Here is a 20,084-nt window from a genome sequence, read left to right as displayed (position 1 = left end):
TTCATCCCCCGTCAGAAGTCGTAGTTGTTGATGTTCTCTTTGGTGAACACCACGCGCTCCGGCAGCAGCACGATGCCGTTGCCCTTCGCCTCATACTGGTAGCCCTGGACGCTGTTCGGCTCGACCTTCAGCGTCCCGATATCTTTGACCTCCACGCTATCGCCAACGTTAAGATCGCCTTTTTTCAGCAGACGATCGGCGACGTTAACCGCAATTTTCCCCTGCAGAACCACATCCCACAGGCCGAAAGCCTTCACCGTCCCGCGCTCGACATACGGGCGCATAACGTTCGGGGTGCTAAAGCCGACGATCGCCACTCCCTGACGCTTGAGGTTCTCCGCCGCCTGCGCCGCCGCCGGCAGTGCGTTGGCGTCCGGGGCGATAATGGCGTCGAGATCCGGATAGGCTTTTAATATTCCCTCGGCGGTTTGCAGCGATTTGGTGGCGTCGTTATAGCCGAACTGGGTGGTCACCACCTGCCACTGTGGGTGCTCTTTGGCAATCTTCTCTTTGGCCTCTTTGACCCACTGGTTCTGGTCGGTCACCGTCGGACTGGAGTAGAAGAACGCCACCTTCGCGGCCGGTTTGCTCACCTGCTGCGAGGCCATATCCACCAGCAGGCCGCCGAGCTGCTGCGGGGTGCCCTGGTTGATATAGATGCTACGGCACTCGGGTTTGGTATCGGAGTCCCAGGTCAGCACCTTCACGCCGCGCTGCATCGCACGCTTGAGCGCCGGGCACAGGCCGTCCGGCGACACGGCGGAGACGATAATCGCGTTGTAGCCCTGGTTGACGAAGTTGTTGATCAGCTGCACCTGGCCGGAGACGCTCGGTTCGGTCGGGCCGTCGTAGGTAACGTCGACGCCCAGTGCCTTGCCCGCCTCTTTCGCGCCGTTGCCGCCGCTGGTAAAGAAGCCCACGCCGACGAGTTTAGGGATAAAGGCAATGCGGTCTGCGGCCTGGGCGGTCACTACGCTCAGCGCCAGCGCCAGGGCGCTCATCTGCAGGATTCGTTTGGTTTTCATCGTATGTTTATGCTCCGAGTGTTTTATGCGCGAGAAAAGCGTCGCCAGGCCATACGCACCCATTCACGGTGCAGACTCAGCGAGCGTCCCATCACCACCACAACCAACAGCGCCCCTGACAGCGCGCTCGACACCTGGTTGGGGATGCCGACCATCTGTAAACCTTGTTGTAAATATCCCACCAGCAGCGCCGCCAGCGCCGTGCCGATAATGGAACCTGAACCGCCGTAGATATTGGCCCCGCCAAGCACCGCGGCGGTCAGCGCCGGCATCAGCAGGTCGCGGCCTAAATCCGAACGCGCCGAGCCGAAATAGGAGACCATCACCAGCGCGGCGATGGCCGAGGCTACGCCCACCAGGCCATACAGCACGTACGGCATGCCGTTCACCGACAGCGCGGCATAGCGCGCGGCGCGCGGATTTTGCCCGAGCAGAAACAGGTGGCGGCCAAAGCGCCCGCGGTGGGCCAGCAGCCAGAAGAAAAAGGTGATGACGATAAACAGCACCAGCGGCAGCGGCAGCGGCAGCGGCAGGCCGAACAGCGTCAGGTTGGCGAAGGCGGTGAAGGCGTCGGGGAAGCCGCCAATCCCTTCATAGCCGGTCGCGCCCGCCATGCCGGAGAGCAGCAGCGCTCCGCCGCCGTAGAGGTACAGGGTGCCGAGGGTGATCACCAGCGGGCTGATGCCGGTGTAGTGGATCAGCGCCGCGTTAAGCAGTCCGCACAGCAGGCCAAGCAGCAGCGTTAGCGGGATGGCCAGCCCCATTGGCCAGCCCGCCTGCATCATCACCCCCAGCGCGATGGCGCACAGGCCAATGGTCGAGCCGAGCGAAATATCGATCCCGCCGCTAATGATCACCAGCGTCAGCGGCAGGGCCACGATGCCGATACAGATAAAATCGCTGGTGCTGAACAGCAGTATATTGATATCCAGCATCCGCGGGTTAATGGCCCCGAACAGCAAAATTTCCACCACCAGCAGCGCCAGCAGCGCGCTTTCCCAGCTGAGCTTCATCACGCCACCTCTTTGTTTTTACGCTTTGTGAACGGGGCCACGCGCTTTCCCCCCTTATTACCGGGCTGAAAGCGGGCATATTTCAGCGCCCGCTGGTGGCGGTTCAGCGCCTGGCGCAGCCGCCCGTCGAGCACCAGCACGCCGAGCAGCACCAGCCCGGCGATAAAGTCGTTCCACCACGCCGGGAGCCTGAGCAGTACCAGCACGGTATCAATCTGAGTGAGGAAGAAGGCGCCGAGAAACGCGCCGATGAGCGTCCCGGTGCCGCCAAGCAGGGAAATACCGCCGAGCACGCAGGCGGCGATAGCTTTCATCTCCAGCCCGCTGCCGGTCTGGTTGGGCACGAAGCCAATCTGGGCGGCAAAAACAACACCCGCGCAGGCGGCCAGCATGCCGTTAAGGGTGAAGGCGAGCATCCGCGTGCGGTTGACCGCCACGCCCAGCTGGCGCGCGGCGGTGAGATTATCGCCGACGGCGTAGAAATCGCGGCCGGCGGCGGTCCGCGACAGCATCCAGGCCCCGGCCAGCAGCAGCGCCAGCACCAGCCAGCCCAGCGGCGAGACGCCGATAAACGCCGGTTCCGAGAGCGACTTGAGGCTATCCGGCAGACCTTCGATCCATTTGCCGCCGGTCCACAGCAGCATCACCCCGCGATACAGCCCGAGGGTGCCAAGGGTGGCGACAATCGCCGGAATACGCAGCCCCACCACCAGCAGGCCGTTAAAGGCCCCCGCCAGCGCGCCAATCGCCAGCGCAAACGCAATGGCCGCCGTCAGGCCATAGCCGCCGTTGAGCGCCACGCCCACCGCGATAGCGCTCAGGCCGACGGTTGAACCGACGGAAACATCGATGTTGCGGGTCAGCATCACCAGGGTTGCCCCGAGCGCCAGCAGGCAGAGGATCTGCGAGCTGGCGAAGATCATGCCCAGGGTCTGCAGGCTGAAGTAGGCCGGGTTGAGCGCCACCAGCCCGGCGAACAGCACCACGATGGCGAGAAAGGCGCTCAGTTCGCGATTTTTCAATAACGTTTTCATGCCGCTCCTCCAAATGCCAGCGTCATCATGCGTTCAACGGTCACCGCCTGCCTTGCCAGCTCGCCGCTTTGCCGACCCTGATGCATCACCAGCACCCGGTCGGCGAGGCCAACAAACTCATCCAGATCGCTGGAAATCATCAGCACCGCCACGTTCTGCGCGGCGACGCTTTTCAGCAGCTGGTAGATATCGGCGCGGGCGGAGACGTCCACGCCCCGCGTCGGCTCGTCGACGATCAGCAGCAGCGGGTTGGCCTCAAGGCAGCGCGCCAGCAGCACCTTCTGCTGGTTACCGCCGGAGAGGGTACGCACCGGCTGGTCGCTGTCGGCAAATTTGATCCCCAGCGCCCGGTGATAGCGCTCCACCACCGCCGCCTCGCGTTTATCCTGCTGCCACAGCGACGGCTGGTTAAACATCACCGTGTTCCAGCGCACCGGCGCATCAAGAAACAGCCCGGAAACCTGGCGATCTTCCGGCAGATAGACCAGCCCGCCGGCCAGCCGGGCGCGGGTGCTGGCGTCGCTGATATCGCGGTTTTCCAGCCAGACCCGCCCCGCCCGCGGCGGCCGCAGGCCGTAGAGGGTTTCGGCAAATTCGGTGCGTCCGGATCCCACCAGCCCCGCGAGGCCGACGATCTCCCCGGCGTAGATCTCAAGGCTAAGATCGATAAAGCCCTCGCCGGTGAGATCCTCCACCCGCAGCACCGGAAAGTCCTGCGGCTGGGTGCGTCGGTTGCCCGGCAACGCCAGCCACAGCTTCTGCGTATCGCTGAGGGCGTGCTCCCGATCGATGGGCGTCATGGCGCTCACCAGCTGATTGTCGCTGTAGTCGGCGGTATGCCCGCTCAGCACCACCGCGCCGTCGCGCATGACCGAGACGTGGCTGGCGATCTGGCGGATCTCCGGCAGCTTGTGGGAGATAAAGACGATGCCGACGCCGAGATCCTGCAGCGCGCGGATCTGGCAAAACAGACGCGCCGTTTCGCCCGGCGTTAAGGAGGCGGTGGGCTCGTCGAGGATCAGGATCTGCGCTTTGCGCATCAGGCCGCGCAGGATCTCGACCATTTGCTGATCCGCCACCTCGAGGGTGCTGGCCGCCGCGTCGAGGTTCAGCTGACAGCTGAGCTGCTGCAGCTTTTCCTGCAGGCTGCGCGGCGCTATCGGCGCGCTTCGGCAGGCGGAACAGGATGTTTTCCCGCACCGTCAGGTTGGGGAACAGCATCGGCTCCTGCGGCACCAGATAAACCCCCTGCTGATGGGCCAGCGCCGGGGTCAGGCGCGCAAAGGTGCTGCCGCCGAGGGCCAGCTCGCCGCTGTCGGGGGTCTCTACGCCGGCGACAATTTTCATCAGCGTCGATTTTCCGGCGCCGTTGCCGCCCATCAGGGCGTGCACCTGGCCGGAAAATAGCGTGAAATCAATTGCCTTCAGCACGCTAATGCCGGAGAACTGTTTGCAGATTTGGCGGGCTTCAAGCAGTGGCTTCATTATCACGCCTCGGTTTGAACAAATGATTTTTTAATTTAATAATGTTCAAAAGCGTAGACCCTGAACTATATTTACAACCGTGCGAGGATCACAGTTTTATGCTTTAGATCGTGTAGAAAAAACCAGCGAACAGCCAAAGATCGGTTTTGCCGGCCGGCTCACATTTTCCGACCGTGCAATAGCGAACATATGATCTAAATTTTTATAAGAGTTCACCTTATGAGCGAAAAACGCATTACGGAAGAGAGCCGTTACGCCGGGCTGGCGTTAGCCGAGGAAGAGCTGGTAGCGCGGGTGGCCTGGTGCTACTACCACGATGGCCTGACGCAGAACGACATTGGCGAACGCCTGGGGCTGCCGCGGCTGAAGATCTCCCGGCTGCTGGAGAAAGGCCGCCAGTCCGGGGTGATCCGCGTGCAGATCAACTCCCGCTACGAAGGCTGCCTGGCGCTGGAGACCGAGCTGCAGCGACGTTTCGACCTCAAGATTGCGCGCGTGCTGCCGGCGTTGAATACCCCACCGATGAACACCCGCCTGGGGATCGGCGCGGCGCAGTCGCTGATGGGCGTGCTGGCGCCGGGGCAGCTGCTGGCGGTCGGTTTTGGCGAAGCGACCATGAGCTGCCTGCAGCATCTGAGCGGCTTTATCAGCTCTCAGCAGGTGCGGCTGGTGACCCTTTCCGGCGGCGTGGGTCCCTACATGACCGGCATCGGCCAGCTGGACGCCGCCTGTAGCGTCAGCATTATCCCGGCGCCGCTGCGGGTCTCCTCCGCCGACGTCGCCGAGATCCTGCGTCGGGAGTCGAGCGTGCGCGACGTGATCCTCGCCGCCACCGCGGCGGATGCGGCGGTGGTGGGCATCGGGGCTATCGACCAGCGCCGCGACGCCACCATCCTGCGCTCCGGCTATATCAGCGAAGGCGAACAGCTGATGTACGCCCGTAAAGGGGCGATAGGCGACATTTTAGGTTATTTCCTGCAGGCCGACGGCAGGCGGGTTGAGGGGCTGGAAATTCACCGGGAACTGCTCGGCGTGACCCTCGACGAGCTGGCGCAGCTGCCGACCATCGTCGGCGTTGCCGGAGGAACGGAAAAAGCGCAGGCGATTTACGCGGCTCTGATCGGCAAGCGGATTAATGGCCTGGTAACGGAAGAGACAACAGCACGCGCGGTGCTCACGCTGGCCTCCTGATGGCCCTGCGCCGCGCAACACCAGCGAGGCGCATGTCATGAGTTACCTGTTAGCGTTAGATGCCGGGACCGGCAGCATTCGGGCGGTGGTTTTCGATCTTGCGGGGCGCCAGGTGGCGGTCGGCCAGGCCGAATGGAAGCACCTGAGCGTGGAAAATGTCCCCGGCTCGATGGAGTTCGACCTTAGCACCAACTGGCAGCTGGCCTGCCAGTGCATCCGTCAGGCGCTGGCCGCCGCTCACCTCGGCGCGGCGGATATTCAGTCCGTCGCCTGCTGCTCGATGCGCGAAGGCATCGTCCTGTACGACCGCAACGGCGAGGCCATCTGGGCCTGTGCCAACGTCGACGCGCGCGCCAGCCGCGAGGTGGCGGAGCTCAAAGAGATTCACGATTTCCGCTTTGAGTCCGAAGTGTATGAGGTCTCCGGCCAAACCCTGGCGCTCAGCGCCATGCCGCGCCTGCTGTGGCTGGCCCACCATCGCCCGGATATCTACCGCCAGGCAGCCACCATCACCATGATTAGCGACTGGCTGGCGGCAAAACTCTCCGGCGAACTGGCCGTCGACCCGTCAAACGCCGGCACCACCGGGATGCTCGATCTCTTCAGCCGCGACTGGCGTCCGGCGCTGCTGGATATGGCCGGGCTGCGCGCCGATATGCTCTCGCCGGTGAAAGAGACCGGCACGCTGCTGGGGGCGGTGACCGACGCCGCGGCGCAGCAGTGCTGGCTGCGGGCGGGCACGCCGGTGGTGATGGGCGGCGGCGACGTGCAGCTGGGCTGCCTCGGCCTCGGGGTGGTGCGCGCGGGGCAGACCGCCGTGCTGGGGGGCACCTTCTGGCAGCAGGTGGTCAACCTGCCGCAGCCGCGCACCGACCCGGAGATGAATATTCGCGTCAATCCCCACGTCATTCCCGGCATGGCCCAGGCGGAGTCGATTAGCTTCTTTACCGGCCTCACCATGCGCTGGTTCCGCGACGCCTTCTGCGCCGAAGAGAAGCTGGTGGCTGAGCGCCTCGGCGTTGACGCCTACTCCCTGCTGGAGGAGATGGCCAGCCGGGTGCCCGCCGGCTCCCACGGGGTGATGCCGATTTTCTCCGATGCGATGCATTTTAAGCAGTGGTACCACGCCGCGCCGTCGTTTATTAACCTCTCCATCGACCCGGAAAAGTGCAATAAAGCGACCCTGTTCCGCGCGCTGGAAGAGAATGCGGCAATCGTCTCCGCCTGCAATCTCGCGCAAATATCCCGCTTCTCGGGGGTCACCTTCGATAGCCTGGTCTTCGCCGGCGGCGGCTCGAAGGGCGCGCTGTGGAGCCAGATCCTCAGCGACGTCACCGGCCTGCCGGTGCGCGTACCGGTGGTGCGCGAGGCCACCGCGCTCGGCTGCGCCATCGCCGCCGGAACCGGCGCCGGGCTGTACGCCGATATGGCGACGGCGGGTGAAAAGCTGGTGAGCTGGCACCGGGTGTTTACCCCTGACCCGGCGCATCGCGAACTCTATCAGGAGATGATGAGCAAATGGCAGTCGGTCTACGCCGACCAGCTCGGACTGGTAGACAGCGGGCTGACCACCTCCATGTGGCAGGCGCCGGGGCTATCTCCGACAGCGCCTCGCCAGCGGACGTAGACCACCGGCGACCGCGCCATCGCAGAGAGCCGATGGCGCGGCGCCGCGCATCATTCTTTGAATCCCATCACAATCGCCGCACTCCCCTTTTCCCTTTTCCCCCGCGACGGCTAAATTAGTAACTCATCCGACCACATAACAATAATGTTACATATTAGCTACTGGAAGCCATTATGAGCCACTATCCGTCGTTATTCGCTCCGCTCGATCTGGGCTTTACCCAGCTTAAAAACCGCGTGCTGATGGGGTCGATGCATACCGGGCTGGAGGAACACGCCGACGGCGCGGAGCGGCTGGCGGCCTTTTACGCCGAGCGCGCTCGCCACGGGGTCGCGCTGATTGTGACCGGCGGCGTGGCGCCCGCCGCCTCCGGCGTCACGATGGCCGGCGGCGCGGTGCTCAACGACGCCAGCCATCTCGCGCATCACCGGCACATTACCGACGCGGTGCATCGCGAAGGCGGCAAAATCGCCCTGCAGATCCTGCATACCGGCCGCTACAGCTACCAGCCGCAGCTGGTGGCCCCTTCGGCGCTGCAGGCCCCTATTAACCGCTTTACCCCGCACGCCCTGAGCCACGATGAGATTCTGCGGCTGATCGACGATTTTGCCCTCTGCGCCCAGCTGGCGCGGGAAGCGGGCTACGACGGCGTCGAAGTGATGGGTTCGGAAGGCTACCTGATCAACGAATTCCTCGCCGCGCGCACCAACCGGCGCGACGATATGTGGGGCGGCGACTATAACCAGCGCATGCGCTTTGCCGTCGAGGTCGTGCGGGCCGTGCGCCAGCGCGCGGGGGACGACTTTATTATTATTTATCGCCTGTCGATGCTCGATCTGGTGCACGACGGTAGCACCCTGCCGGAAGTGATTACGCTGGCAAAAGCCGTTGAGGCGGCGGGCGCGACGATAATCAACACCGGCATCGGCTGGCACGAGGCGCGCATTCCGACTATCGCCACCCCGGTGCCGCGCGGCGCCTTCAGTTGGGTGACCCGCAAGCTGAAAGGCGCGGTGTCGATTCCGCTCATCACCACCAACCGAATTAACGATCCGCAGGTGGCGGAGGCGATCCTCGCGTGCGGCGACGCCGATATGGTGTCGATGGCCCGTCCCTTCCTCGCCGACGGTGAATTCCTGGCGAAAGCGCAAAGCGGCCGGGCGGATGAGATCAATACCTGTATCGGCTGCAACCAGGCCTGCCTCGATCGGATCTTCGCGGGCAAAGTGACCTCCTGTCTGGTTAACCCCCGCGCCTGCCACGAAACCCTGATGCCGGTCACTCCCGCCGTCGCGCCGAAGCGGCTGGCGGTGGTTGGCGCCGGCCCCGCCGGGCTGGCCTTTGCCGTCAATGCCGCCTCGCGCGGGCACCACGTGACGCTGTTCGACGCGCAAAAAGAGATCGGCGGCCAGTTTAATATCGCCAAACAGATCCCCGGCAAAGAGGAGTTCTATGAAACCCTGCGCTACTTCCGGCGCATGCTCGATCTGACCGGCGTCGATCTGCGGCTGAACACGCCGATCGATGCGGATCGGCTGATGGAGTTTGATGAGACGATCCTCGCCACCGGTATCGCCCCGCGGATGCCGGATATCGACGGCATTACGCATCCGAAAGTGCTGAGCTATCTCGACGTGCTGCGCGATAAAGTGCCGGTGGGCGATAGCGTGGCGATTATCGGCTGCGGCGGCATCGGCTTCGATACCGCGATGTACCTCAGCCAGCCGGGCCCCGCCACCAGCCAGGATATTGCCGGGTTCTGCGAGGAGTGGGGAATTGATACCAGCCTGCAAAGCGCGGGCGGACTGCGGGCGGAAGGCCCCCGGCTGCCGAAAAGCCCGCGCCGGATCGTTATGCTCCAGCGTAAAGCCGGTAAACCCGGCGACGGCTTAGGCAAAACCACCGGCTGGATCCACCGCGCCACCCTGCTGGCTCGCGGCGTGAAAATGATCCCGTCGGTAAGCTATCAGAAGATCGACGATGAGGGGCTACACGGGACCATCGACGGCGAAGCGCGGCTATTCAGCGTCGATCGGGTGATTATCTGCGCCGGCCAGGAGCCGAAGCGCGAGCTGGCGGATCCGCTGCGGGCGGCGGGGAAAACGGTGCATCTGATAGGCGGCTGCGACGTGGCGACGGAGCTCGACGCCCGCCGGGCAATTGCCCAGGGAACCCGGCTGGCGCTGGCGATTTAGCCGCGCCTGCCCGGCGGCGCTGCGTCCGTCCGGGCAGCCGCCGCCGGCAGGCCAGTCAATCAGCGCAGCCTGCGCGCCTTCACCGCTTTCAATACCACGAACTTATTGTTAGTGGCGATGGTGGTGCAGTTGCCGAAAATTTTCTTCAGCTTATGGAAATAGTCCAGGTGGCGGTTCGCCACAATATACAGCTCGCCGTTGATCTTCAGGCAGCGGCGCGCGTGGTGGAACATCTCCCAGGCGATATTATCCGTCAGCGCATGCTTCTGGTGGAACGGCGGGTTGCACAGCACGGCGTTGAAGCGGAAAGGCTCCACCCCCGACAGCGCGTTGTTAATCATAAATTCGCAGCGGTCCAGCGCTTCGGGCATATTGCTTTCAACATTCAGACGGCTGGAGGCGACGGCCATCGGCGACTCATCCACAAACACCACGCTGGCCTGCGGGTTTTTCTCCAGCAGCGTCAGGCCAATCACGCCGTTGCCGCAGCCGAGATCGACAATCTCGCCTTCGAGGTTTGCGGGAAGATGTTCAATAAAGAAGCGCGCGCCAATATCCAGCCCGGTACGGGAGAAGACGTTCGCGTGGTTGTGGATCGTCCACTCCGTTCCTTCCAGCTTCCAGCTCAGGGTCTCCGGCGCATCGGCCAGCGCGGGCGCGCTGAAGGTGCAGTTGATCAGGCGCGCTTTCTTCCAGGCCAGAGTGGTGGTGGTCGGGCCCAGCACCTTTGCAAACAACTCCAGCGTCGAGGTATGGATATCCCGCGCTTTGGCGCCGGCGATAATGCGGGTTTGCGGCGTCACCACCAGGCGCAGCGCGCGCAGCTGCTGCTCCAGCAGCGCCATCGTTTTCGGCACTTTTATCAGCACCACGCCCGGCGCCTGCGGATATTCGGCGGTGCTGTCGAGAAACTTGACGCTGGATTCCGCAATATCGTTATGGCGCAGGTTCTCGCGGGTGGCGAGCTCGGTGAGGTAAGAGTCGCCGATGCTATAAGGCGTATGTTCGGCCAGCGCGCAGCTCAAGGTGCCGAAGGTGTCGTTCAGAATCAGGACCGGGCCGTTAATCTCCGTATCGTCCAACTGCTGCAGCAGGTATTCATCCGCCGCTTCCCACGCCAGCAGCGGGTTAACGTCGTCCGTTTCCGGGAAACGTTTCAGTGTCAGTGAACGGAAACCGTTGTCTAAGTGGCTCATCGGCCCTCCTGAGTGGTAAAATTTTGGCGTTATCCCTGAAAAGGGTGCGTGAGTATACCCTTTTTATTTTTTATTTGGGGCTTTGATGAGTCAACTAACTTACCTGCAGGGTTATCCGGAGAGTTTACTCTCCCAGGTGCGCACATTAATCGCCGAGCAGCGCCTTGGCGCGGTGCTGGAAAAACGCTATCCGCAGGGCCACGACGTCAACAGCGATAAGGCCTTGTATCAATATACCCAGGATCTGAAAACCCGCTTTTTACGCGGCGCGGCGCCGGTGAATAAAGTGATGTATGACAGCAAGATCCACGTGCTGAACAACGCGCTCGGCCTGCATACCGCCATTTCACGCGTGCAGGGCGGTAAGCTGAAGGCGAAGGCCGAAATTCGCGTCGCGACGGTGTTCCGCGACGCGCCGGAAGCCTTCCTGCGGATGATTGTGGTTCATGAGCTGGCGCATCTGAAAGAAAAGGACCACAACAAAGCCTTCTATCAGCTCTGCTGCTATATGGAGCCGCAGTATCACCAGCTGGAGTTCGATACCCGCCTGTGGCTAACGCACCTTTCGCTAAATCGTTCTGCGCAGTAGCGCACTGGTTTTGTCATGATGGCATGCTAGAGTGACAAAAGGTTCCCTTTCACGGAGTTCGTCAACCTTTATGATACGTTTCGCAGTTGTTGGCACAAACTGGATAACCCGCCAGTTTGTCGATGCCGCCCATGAAACCGGCAAGTATAAGCTCACCGCCATCTACTCCCGCAGCCTTCAACAAGCGCAGACCTTCGCTAACGATTATCCAGTGGAACATCTGTTCACCTCGCTGGACGATCTGGCGCAGAGCGATGCCGTTGACGCGGTGTATATTGCCAGCCCGAACTCCCTGCACTTCCCGCAAACGCATCTGTTTTTGACGCATAAAAAGCACGTGATTTGCGAAAAGCCGCTGGCCTCCAATATCCGCGAAGCCGAGGCCGCGATCGCCGCGGCGAGGGAAAACCAGGTGGTGCTGTTCGAAGCCTTTAAAACCGCCAGCCTGCCAAACTTCCAGCTGCTGCAGCAGTCGCTGAACAAAGTGGGGCGCCTGCATAAAGCCTTTATCAACTACTGCCAGTACTCTTCGCGCTATCAGCGCTATCTCGACGGCGAAAACCCGAACACCTTCAATCCGGCCTTCTCCAACGGCTCGATCATGGATATCGGCTTTTACTGCCTGGCCTCGGCGGTTGCGTTGTGGGGCGAGCCGCGGGCCGTCCACGCCAGCGCCAGCCTGCTGGAGAGCGGCGTCGATGCCCAGGGCACGGTGGTGCTGAGCTATCCTGACTTCGATGTCACCCTGCACCATTCAAAAGTGAGCGACTCGACGCTACCGAGTGAAATCCAGGGGGAAGCCGGCGCGCTGGTGATCGAGAAAATCTCCGAATGCCAGAAGGTGTGCTTTATTCCGCGCGGCGGGAAAGCCCAGGACCTGACGCAGCCGCAGCATATCAATACGATGCTGTATGAAGCGGAAGAGTTTGCCCGGCTGGTTGAAGCCAATCAGGTTACTCACCCGGGGCTGGAGGTTAGCCGCATTACGGCGCAGCTGCTGAGCGAGATCCGCCGGCAGACCGGCGTCGTGTTCCCGGCGGATAGCCTGCCGGCGGCGTAAAAGAGTGTAAAGTGGCCGTCGGCCACCATTGACGCCATTTATGAGTTGTCATATTTTGTTACGTGCAAAGGGGAGTAACTTCCTTGCCGGTGGATCGTCATTACGATGCGGGTTAAAGCGCATCCGGTCGCCGGGCAACGATAAAAGACCGCGTTCTGTGGATGCGTTCTTTTAGCGTTGTAAGTGAGACCTTGCCGGAAGGCGAGGTCTATGCATAAACACGCAGCGGCTGCCGTCTTCCGACGTCAGCCGTTTTGTTTTTATGTAAGGAATATCGTAATGAATAGTGTCGGCACACCGTTGTTATGGGGCGGATTCGCTGTGGTCGTGGCGATCATGCTGGCTATCGACCTGCTGCTGCAGGGGCGTCGCGGTGCGCATAGCATGACCATGAAGCAGGCCGCGGGCTGGTCAATTCTGTGGGTCACTCTCTCCCTCCTCTTTAACGCCGCTTTCTGGTGGTATCTGGTACAAACCGAAGGGCGCGCGGTCGCCGATCCGCAGGCGCTGGCCTTCCTCACCGGCTACCTGATCGAGAAAGCGCTGGCCGTCGATAACGTCTTTGTCTGGCTGATGCTGTTCAGCTACTTCGCGGTACCGCCTGCGCTACAGCGTCGGGTGCTGGTATACGGCGTTCTTGGGGCGATCGTGCTGCGTACGGTGATGATTTTCGCCGGCAGCTGGCTGATCTCCCAGTTTGAGTGGCTGCTCTACATCTTCGGCGCGTTCCTGCTGTTTACCGGCGTGAAGATGGCGCTGGCGAAAGAGGACGATTCCGCCATTGGCGACAAGCCGCTGGTGCGCTGGATCCGCAGCCACCTGCGGATGACCGATAAAATAGAGGGCGAGCGCTTCTTTACCCGGCAAAACGGCGTCCTGTTCGCCACGCCGCTGCTGCTGGTGCTGATCCTCGTGGAGTTAAGCGACGTCATTTTCGCCGTCGATAGCATTCCGGCTATTTTCGCCGTCACCACCGACCCGTTTATCGTCCTGACCTCAAACCTGTTCGCGATCCTCGGTCTGCGCGCCATGTACTTCCTGCTGGCGGGCGTTGCGGAGCGTTTCTCGATGCTGAAATACGGCCTGTCGGTCATCCTGGTCTTTATCGGTATCAAGATGCTGATCGTCGATTTCTATCATATCCCGATCGGCGTTTCGCTCGGGGCGGTAGGCGGTATTCTGACGCTGACGCTGCTAATTAACGCCTGGGTCAACCAGCAGCACGATAAGAAAAAACGGCTGCAGTAGGCCCTTTGCGGACCGGGTGGCGCGCCCTTTCACCCGGTCCTTCACCTGTACCGCGCGTTATCTCTACCAATGTCACAAAATCGTTAAAATCCAGTTAAAAAATCACATCCTGGCGCAATAAGCAGCATTTTACGCTTTCTCCTCGCCGCTGTTTCCGTATACTCAACCGGGCAAACATTTACTTACATCCGGACATAAACGTAACAAAGAATACGCCCCGGAACGGACGCAACATCACAGGAAGGAATAAATCATGACGACTCATACTCCCCCATCGGGCCTGCTAAAGCGCCTGTCCCAGGGTAGCCTGGTCAAACAAATTTTACTGGGTCTGGTTCTCGGCGTGCTGCTGGCGCTGGTGTCAAAATCTGCCGCCATCGCCGTTGGCCTGCTGGGCACGCTGTTTGTCGGCGCGCTGAAAGCCGTCGCCCCGGTGCTGGTTCTGATGCTGGTGATGGCCTCTATCGCCAACCACCAGCAGGGACAAAAGACCAATATTCGCCCCATTTTATTCCTTTATCTGCTGGGCACCTTCAGCGCCGCGCTGATCGCCGTGCTGTTCAGCTTTATCTTCCCTTCCACGCTGCAGCTGACCACAGGGGCTACGGATATCACCCCGCCGTCGGGTATCGTCGAGGTTATCCACGGCCTGCTGATGAGCATTGTGGCGAACCCGGTTCATGCTCTTATCAACGCCAACTATATCGGGATTCTGGTGTGGGCGGTTGGCCTCGGCTTTGCCCTGCGCCATGGCAGCCAGAGCACCAAAAGTCTGGTCAATGATTTCTCCGATGCGGTGACTTTTATCGTCAGGCTGGCGATCCGCTTTGCGCCGATCGGCATTTTTGGGCTCGTGTCATCAACCCTGGCGACCACCGGCTTTTCCGCGCTGTGGGGCTACGCCCAGCTGCTGCTGGTGCTGATTGGCTGTATGGCGGTGGTCGCGCTGGTGGTTAACCCGCTGCTGGTTTTCGCGCAGACCCGCAGGAATCCCTATCCGCTGGTCCTGATGTGCCTGCGCGAAAGCGGCGTAACGGCGTTCTTTACCCGCAGCTCGGCGGCCAACATCCCGGTGAATATGTCGCTGTGCGAAAAGCTGAATCTCGACCGCGACACCTACTCCGTCTCCATTCCGCTGGGCGCAACGGTGAACATGGCCGGGGCGGCCATCACCATTACCGTGCTGACGCTGGCGGCGGTACATACGCTGGGCATTCCGGTGGATCTGCCCACGGCGCTGCTGCTGAGCGTCGTCGCCTCGCTGTGCGCCTGCGGCGCATCCGGCGTCGCGGGCGGTTCGCTGCTGCTGATCCCGCTGGCCTGCAATATGTTCGGTATTCCCAACGAGATCGCCATGCAGGTCGTGGCCGTCGGCTTTATCATCGGCGTCCTGCAGGATTCCTGCGAAACCGCCGTTAACTCCTCCACCGACGTGATGTTTACCGCTGCGGTATGTCAGGCGGAAGATGCGCGTTTAGCGAAAAACGCCCTGCGCGGCTAATTCGCGGCGATGGGAAGGCCATATAAAACAAAGCGGCACATCATCATCTGAAGCGCCGCTTTTTTTACCCCCGCCCCTTTCCCGGAAGCGGACTAAATACAGCAAAACGAAACGCCGCGGCGGCGTGAAGAATGGTGGAGAGATTAGAGGGTGACGCCGCTTTTGAAGATCGCCAGCTCGCGGAAGTCGTTGCGTTCGTTGCAGGTCTGCCTGCCGCTGGCAATCCCGGCAATAGTATCGACAAACTCTTCCAGCAGCTGCGGCATGGCTTTCCCGTGGATCAGCTGGCCGGCGTCAAAATCGATCCAGTGTTTCTTTTTCGCCGCCAGCTCGCTGTTGGTGGCGATTTTTACCGTCGGCACAAAGCCGCCGTAAGGCGTGCCGCGACCGGTGCTGAATAACACCATGTGGCAGCCGGCGCCGGCCAGCGCGCTGGTCGCGACCGCATCGTTGCCCGGCGCGCTCAGCAGGTTCAGACCGCGCACCTTCAGGCGCTCGCCGTAGCGCAGGACGTCCACCACCTGGCTGGAGCCCGCTTTCTGCGTGCAGCCCAGCGACTTATCTTCCAGGGTGGTGATCCCGCCCGCTTTGTTACCCGGCGACGGGTTCTCGTAAATCGGCTGGTTGTGCGCAATGAAGTACTGCTTGAAGTCGTTCACCATGGCAACCAGCTTGTCGAAGGTCGCTTCATCGCGACAGCGGCTCATCAGCAGCCGCTCGGCGCCGAACATTTCCGGCACCTCCGTCAGGACGGTGGTTCCGCCGTTCGCAATCAGGTAGTCAGAAAAACGCCCCAGCATCGGGTTGGCGGTGATCCCCGACAGCCCGTCCGATCCGCCGCATTCGAGGCCAAACTTCAGCTCGCTGAGCTTGCCAGGCTGGCGCCGGTCCTGGCGCATCGCCTGGTAAAGCTGGTGGAGATGCTCGACTCCCGCCGTTACCTCATCTTCCTGGGCCTGGCAGACCATAAAGTGCACGCGCTGCGGATCGAAATCGCCCAGCGTCTCCCGGAAGGCGTCAATCTGATTATTCTCACAGCCAAGGCCAATCACCAGCACCGCGCCGGCGTTGGGATGACGCACCATGTTTTGCAGCATGGTGCGGGTGTTGAGATGGTCATCCCCCAGCTGCGAACAGCCGTAGGTATGGCTGAAGAGAAAAACGCCGTCGGTGCCTTCCGCATCGTGGGTCTCTTTGAGGAAGCGATTCTGGATCTGGCGCGCGATGCCGTTGACGCAGCCAACGGTCGGCAGGATCCACAGCTCGTTGCGCACCCCGACGTCGCCGTTAGCCCGACGATAAATCTGCACCTCGCGGTCGGCGGGCTGCGCCGACGGCTCGGCGAGATCCGGTTGATAGCGATACTCGTCAAGGTCGCTCAGGTTGGTGCGCGTATTATGGGCGTGAATATGTTCCCCGGGCGCGATATCCGCCAGCGCATGACCAATAGGCAAACCATATTTAATGACGTTTTTTCCCTTCGCAATGCCGCATAGCGCGAACTTGTGCCCGCGGACGATATCCTGGCTTAGCGTCACCACAGCATCGTCGATAGCGACCGTCGTGCCCGCGGCCATATCAGCCAACGCCACCGCGACGTTATCCTGCGAATGGATTTTAATGTATTGCATATCAACCGACCTCTGGTCTTAGTTCAGTTCAATGGCGAAATAATCACGCGCATTGTTAAAGCAGATGTTTTGCACCATCTCGCCCAGCAGACTGAATATCCGCCGGCGCTTCGCCCGCTTCGACCCAGCGGCCGATCATCTGGCACAGGATGCGGCGGAAATATTCATGACGCGTGTAGGAGAGGAAGCTGCGGCTATCGGTCAGCATGCCGACGAAGCGGCTCAGCAGGCCAAGCTGAGCCAGCTGGGTCATCTGGCGCTCCATGCCATCTTTCTGATCGTTGAACCACCAGCCGGAACCGAACTGCATCTTGCCCGGCATCCCCTCGCCCTGGAAGTTACCGACCATGGTCCCCAGCACTTCGTTATCGCGCGGGTTCAGGCAGTAGAGGATGGTTTTCGGCAACAGGTTCTCTTCGTTCTGCTTGCTCAGCAGCTTCGACAGCGCTTCCGCCATCGGCCGATCGTTGATCGAGTCGAAGCCAACGTCTGGCCCTAACAGCTTGAACTGACGCTGGTTATTGTTACGCAGCGCGCCGATGTGGTACTGCTGTACCCAGCCGCGGCGGGCGTACTCTGCGCCGAGGAAGACCAGCACGGCGGTTTTGAACTGCGCGACTTCGTGCTCGCTCAGGACGGCGCCGCTCAGGCGGCGGGCGAGGATGCTATCCAGCTCGGCCTCGCTGGCTTCGGCGAACAGCACCACGTCCAGCGCGTGGTCGGAGACTTTACAGCCGTGGGCCGCGAAGTGATCGAGACGCTTCGTGAGCGCGGACTGCAGATCGGCAAAGCGGCGAATATCGGTATCGGAAACGGCGCCAAGCGTCGCCATGTAATCGCTAAAGGTCGCCTGGTCGATATTAAACGCCTTATCCGGACGCCAGCTCGGCAGAACTTTAGTGGTGAAGCTCGCGTCTTTTGCCACCGCCGCGTGGTGTTCCAGCGAATCCACCGGGTCGTCGGTCGTGCCGACCATTTTCACGTTCATCTGCTGCATGATGCCGCGGGCGGAAAAACGCTCCTCCGCCAGCAGCGCGTTGCAGCGATCCCAGATTTCATCGGCGGTAGCCGGAGAGAGCAGCTTACCTGTAATACCAAGAGGACGACGCAGCTCAAGATGCGTCCAGTGGTATAACGGGTTGCCAATGGTGTGCGGTACGGTGGCGGCCCAGGCGGAAAACTTCTCGCGATCCGACGCATCGCCGGTACAGAGGCGTTCAGCAACGCCGTTAGTACGCATCGCGCGCCATTTATAATGATCGCCTTTCAGCCAGATGTCATACAGATTTTTAAAACGATAATTTTCGGCAATCTGCTGCGGAGGCAGGTGGCAGTGATAGTCGAAAATCGGCTGGTCTTTGGCGTAATCGTGGTACAAGCGGCGGGCGAACTCGCTATCAAGCAGAAAATCTTCGGTCATAAACGCTGTCATTTTCATTTCCTCTTCGCCCCGTGGCGGGGCACTTCAGATGATTGACGATAATGCTGACAAAGTTATCACACCAATTTCTACAGTCCGAAATCTTTTTCGTGAGTTAGATCAATAAACGCTGACAAAAAATTTACCCTAAAAGGAGTAAATAGCGCTGCAGGCCGCGCCACAAGCGGGTTTTCTCGCCCCAAAAAGTACCCACATAAACTTTCCCACTTTTGTGACAGTACGCAACCTTTAAAGTTGTATGACAAGTTATCGTTCTGCCGTCGAAAGATATAAACCACAGGAATGTATTGGCGATGGTTTGCGACATCGCATTGAGCGGTACGGATACCGAATTAAGCAAAACGATTGATGGCAAGGTTCGGGCCATATGGGTTTTCCCCCTGAACCCTCCGTTTCTCCTTCTCCGCCCCGTTTACCGGGTTTGAAGATGGCTGCACTCGCTGCAGAGATATAACAAACGATGAGGTTTTACATGCGTAAAATTAAAGGGTTACGTTGGTATATGATCGCACTGGTGACATTGGGCACCGTGCTGGGGTACCTGACGCGTAACACTGTAGCTGCGGCTGCGCCAACGCTAATGGAAGAGTTACACATCTCCACCCAACAGTATTCCTATATCATCGCAGCCTACTCGGCTGCCTATACCGTTATGCAGCCTGTGGCGGGCTACGTCCTTGATATTCTGGGTACCAAGATCGGCTACGCCTTCTTCGCCATCGCCTGGGCCGTTTTTTGTGGCTCAACGGCGCTGGCGGGCAGCTGGGGCGGATTAGCGCTGGCTCGCGGCGCCGTCGGCGCCGCTGAGGCCGCCATGATCCCGGCTGGCCTGAAGGCTAGCTCCGAATGGTTCCCGGCAAAGGAGCGCTCTATTGCCGTTGGCTACTTCAACGTTGGCTCCTCGATCGGGGCAATGATCGCCCCGCCGCTGGTCGTCTGGGCGATTGTGATGCACAGCTGGCAGATGGCGTTCATCATTTCCGGCGTCCTGAGCTTCGCATGGGCCATGTCGTGGCTGGTATTCTATAAACACCCGCGTGACCAGAAAAAATTAACCACCGAAGAGCGCGACTACATCATCGGCGGCCAGGAGTCTCAGCATCAGATCGACAACGGCAAGAAAATGTCGCCGTGGCAGATTCTGCGCAACCGTCAGTTCTGGGGCATCGCCCTGCCGCGCTTCCTTGCCGAGCCGGCCTGGGGGACCTTCAATGCGTGGATCCCGCTGTTCATGTTTAAAGTGTACGGTTTTAATCTGAAAGAGATCGCGATGTTCGCCTGGATGCCGATGCTGTTCGCCGACCTCGGCTGCATCGTTGGCGGCTACCTGCCGCCGCTGTTCCAGCGCTGGTTTGGCGTCAACCTGATCGTCTCGCGTAAAATGGTCGTCACCATGGGCGCCCTGCTGATGATTGGCCCGGGGATGATTGGCCTGTTCACCAGCCCGTTCGTGGCTATCGCCCTACTGTGCGTCGGCGGCTTTGCTCACCAGGCGCTGTCCGGCGCGCTGATTACGCTCTCTTCCGACGTATTTGGTCGTAACGAGGTGGCGACCGCCAACGGCCTGACCGGCATGGCGGCCTGGATGGCGAGCACCATGTTTGCGCTGGTGGTTGGCGCGCTGGCGGATACCATCGGCTTTAGCCCGCTGTTTGCCGTGCTGGCGGTCTTCGACCTGCTGGGCGCCGTCGTCATCTGGACCGTACTGAAGAACAAATCGGCGGACGACGACCCCACCCCGCTTAGCAGCGGTAAACCGGTGACGCAAAGCTAGCGTCGACGCCGTTCGATTGACCCGCTAAAGCCGCCGCGATAAAGGCGGCTTTTTCATGCCCGGCAGTGGTGGGA

At 60.8% G+C, this 20,084-nt stretch carries 11 protein-coding genes and 4 pseudogenes; 8 read left to right on the top strand and 7 right to left on the bottom strand.

Annotated elements, in window-relative coordinates:
* Nucleotides 1-11: 11 nt before the first annotated feature.
* The 4 genes and pseudogenes from lsrB to lsrA form a co-directional block, all read right to left on the bottom strand.
* Nucleotides 12-1,025 (bottom strand): autoinducer 2 ABC transporter substrate-binding protein LsrB, encoded by a 1,014-nt coding sequence (gene lsrB / locus ABOC21_RS02635; RefSeq protein ID WP_426812341.1) that lies wholly within the window; start codon nucleotides 1,023-1,025, stop codon nucleotides 12-14.
* 7 nt (nucleotides 1,026-1,032) lie between these two features.
* A pseudogene (lsrD, locus tag ABOC21_RS02630) lies at nucleotides 1,033-2,038 on the bottom strand (autoinducer 2 ABC transporter permease LsrD).
* Nucleotides 2,038-3,072 (bottom strand): autoinducer 2 ABC transporter permease LsrC, encoded by a 1,035-nt coding sequence (gene lsrC, locus ABOC21_RS02625; RefSeq protein ID WP_426812340.1) that lies wholly within the window; start codon nucleotides 3,070-3,072, stop codon nucleotides 2,038-2,040. Before lsrC ends, lsrD begins: the two are co-directional and overlap by 1 nt.
* Nucleotides 3,069-4,557: pseudogene (gene lsrA, locus ABOC21_RS02620) on the bottom strand (autoinducer 2 ABC transporter ATP-binding protein LsrA). The gene lsrC and the pseudogene lsrA overlap by 4 nt, the downstream one beginning before the upstream one ends.
* Nucleotides 4,558-4,776: 219 nt before the next feature.
* Between lsrA and lsrR the strand changes: the two are divergent.
* The 3 genes and pseudogenes from lsrR to ABOC21_RS02605 all read left to right on the top strand — a co-directional run bounded on the left by lsrR (nucleotide 4,777) and on the right by ABOC21_RS02605 (nucleotide 9,570).
* Nucleotides 4,777-5,748 (top strand): transcriptional regulator LsrR, encoded by a 972-nt coding sequence (gene lsrR, locus ABOC21_RS02615; RefSeq protein ID WP_045856735.1) that lies wholly within the window; start codon nucleotides 4,777-4,779, stop codon nucleotides 5,746-5,748.
* A 37-nt stretch (nucleotides 5,749-5,785) separates the two neighbouring features.
* Nucleotides 5,786-7,436: pseudogene (gene lsrK, locus ABOC21_RS02610) on the top strand (autoinducer-2 kinase).
* Between the two features lie 112 nt (nucleotides 7,437-7,548).
* The gene (locus tag ABOC21_RS02605) at nucleotides 7,549-9,570 is read left to right on the top strand and encodes an FAD-dependent oxidoreductase (protein WP_426812339.1); all 2,022 of its coding nucleotides are present in this window, start codon (nucleotides 7,549-7,551) and stop codon (nucleotides 9,568-9,570) included.
* 59 nt (nucleotides 9,571-9,629) lie between these two features.
* On the opposite strand, the gene rlmG is transcribed toward ABOC21_RS02605, so the two are convergent.
* A complete protein-coding gene (gene rlmG, locus ABOC21_RS02600) occupies nucleotides 9,630-10,766 on the bottom strand; it encodes a 23S rRNA (guanine(1835)-N(2))-methyltransferase RlmG (protein WP_426812338.1) in 1,137 nt (378 codons plus the stop codon).
* 85 nt (nucleotides 10,767-10,851) lie between these two features.
* On the opposite strand from rlmG, the gene ABOC21_RS02595 reads away from it, so the two are divergent.
* From ABOC21_RS02595 to sstT, 4 genes are all read left to right on the top strand, one after another.
* A complete protein-coding gene (locus ABOC21_RS02595) occupies nucleotides 10,852-11,355 on the top strand; it encodes a M48 family metallopeptidase (protein ID WP_426812337.1) in 504 nt (167 codons plus the stop codon).
* Between the two features lie 70 nt (nucleotides 11,356-11,425).
* On the top strand, nucleotides 11,426-12,415 hold the full coding sequence (locus ABOC21_RS02590) for a Gfo/Idh/MocA family protein (RefSeq protein ID WP_426812336.1): 990 nt from the start codon (nucleotides 11,426-11,428) through the stop codon (nucleotides 12,413-12,415).
* A 279-nt stretch (nucleotides 12,416-12,694) separates the two neighbouring features.
* Complete coding sequence (locus ABOC21_RS02585; RefSeq protein WP_426812335.1) at nucleotides 12,695-13,663, top strand: TerC family protein; 969 nt, start codon at nucleotides 12,695-12,697, stop codon at nucleotides 13,661-13,663.
* Between the two features lie 253 nt (nucleotides 13,664-13,916).
* Nucleotides 13,917-15,164, top strand: coding sequence for a serine/threonine transporter SstT (sstT, locus tag ABOC21_RS02580; protein WP_426812334.1), 1,248 nt, complete (start codon nucleotides 13,917-13,919; stop codon nucleotides 15,162-15,164).
* A gap of 143 nt (nucleotides 15,165-15,307) precedes the next feature.
* Here the strand turns inward: sstT and ABOC21_RS02575 are convergent, their stop codons facing one another.
* Both ABOC21_RS02575 and uxaC read right to left on the bottom strand, forming a co-directional pair.
* Nucleotides 15,308-16,795, bottom strand: coding sequence for a UxaA family hydrolase (locus ABOC21_RS02575; protein ID WP_426812333.1), 1,488 nt, complete (start codon nucleotides 16,793-16,795; stop codon nucleotides 15,308-15,310).
* A gap of 18 nt (nucleotides 16,796-16,813) precedes the next feature.
* Nucleotides 16,814-18,227, bottom strand: a pseudogene (gene uxaC, locus ABOC21_RS02570) (glucuronate isomerase).
* A gap of 481 nt (nucleotides 18,228-18,708) precedes the next feature.
* On the opposite strand from uxaC, the gene ABOC21_RS02565 reads away from it, so the two are divergent.
* Nucleotides 18,709-20,010 carry an MFS transporter gene (locus ABOC21_RS02565; RefSeq protein ID WP_426812332.1) on the top strand — a complete coding sequence of 434 codons (1,302 nt, stop codon included), beginning with the start codon at nucleotides 18,709-18,711 and terminating at the stop codon, nucleotides 20,008-20,010.
* Nucleotides 20,011-20,084: the final 74 nt, after the last annotated feature.

The organism is Klebsiella sp. WOUb02, from assembly GCF_050058015.1.
GTDB lineage: Bacteria > Pseudomonadota > Gammaproteobacteria > Enterobacterales > Enterobacteriaceae > Klebsiella.
This window is presented reverse-complemented; position numbering and strand designations above follow the sequence as displayed.

Coding starts and splice junctions, on each gene's coding strand:
- lsrB (WP_426812341.1), bottom strand. CDS start 1,025: ATGAAAACCAAACGAATCCTGCAGATGAGCGCCCTGGCGCTGGCGCTG.
- lsrC (WP_426812340.1), bottom strand. CDS start 3,072: ATGAAAACGTTATTGAAAAATCGCGAACTGAGCGCCTTTCTCGCCATC.
- lsrR (WP_045856735.1), top strand. CDS start 4,777: ATGAGCGAAAAACGCATTACGGAAGAGAGCCGTTACGCCGGGCTGGCG.
- ABOC21_RS02605 (WP_426812339.1), top strand. CDS start 7,549: ATGAGCCACTATCCGTCGTTATTCGCTCCGCTCGATCTGGGCTTTACC.
- rlmG (WP_426812338.1), bottom strand. CDS start 10,766: ATGAGCCACTTAGACAACGGTTTCCGTTCACTGACACTGAAACGTTTC.
- ABOC21_RS02595 (WP_426812337.1), top strand. CDS start 10,852: ATGAGTCAACTAACTTACCTGCAGGGTTATCCGGAGAGTTTACTCTCC.
- ABOC21_RS02590 (WP_426812336.1), top strand. CDS start 11,426: ATGATACGTTTCGCAGTTGTTGGCACAAACTGGATAACCCGCCAGTTT.
- ABOC21_RS02585 (WP_426812335.1), top strand. CDS start 12,695: ATGAATAGTGTCGGCACACCGTTGTTATGGGGCGGATTCGCTGTGGTC.
- sstT (WP_426812334.1), top strand. CDS start 13,917: ATGACGACTCATACTCCCCCATCGGGCCTGCTAAAGCGCCTGTCCCAG.
- ABOC21_RS02575 (WP_426812333.1), bottom strand. CDS start 16,795: ATGCAATACATTAAAATCCATTCGCAGGATAACGTCGCGGTGGCGTTG.
- ABOC21_RS02565 (WP_426812332.1), top strand. CDS start 18,709: ATGCGTAAAATTAAAGGGTTACGTTGGTATATGATCGCACTGGTGACA.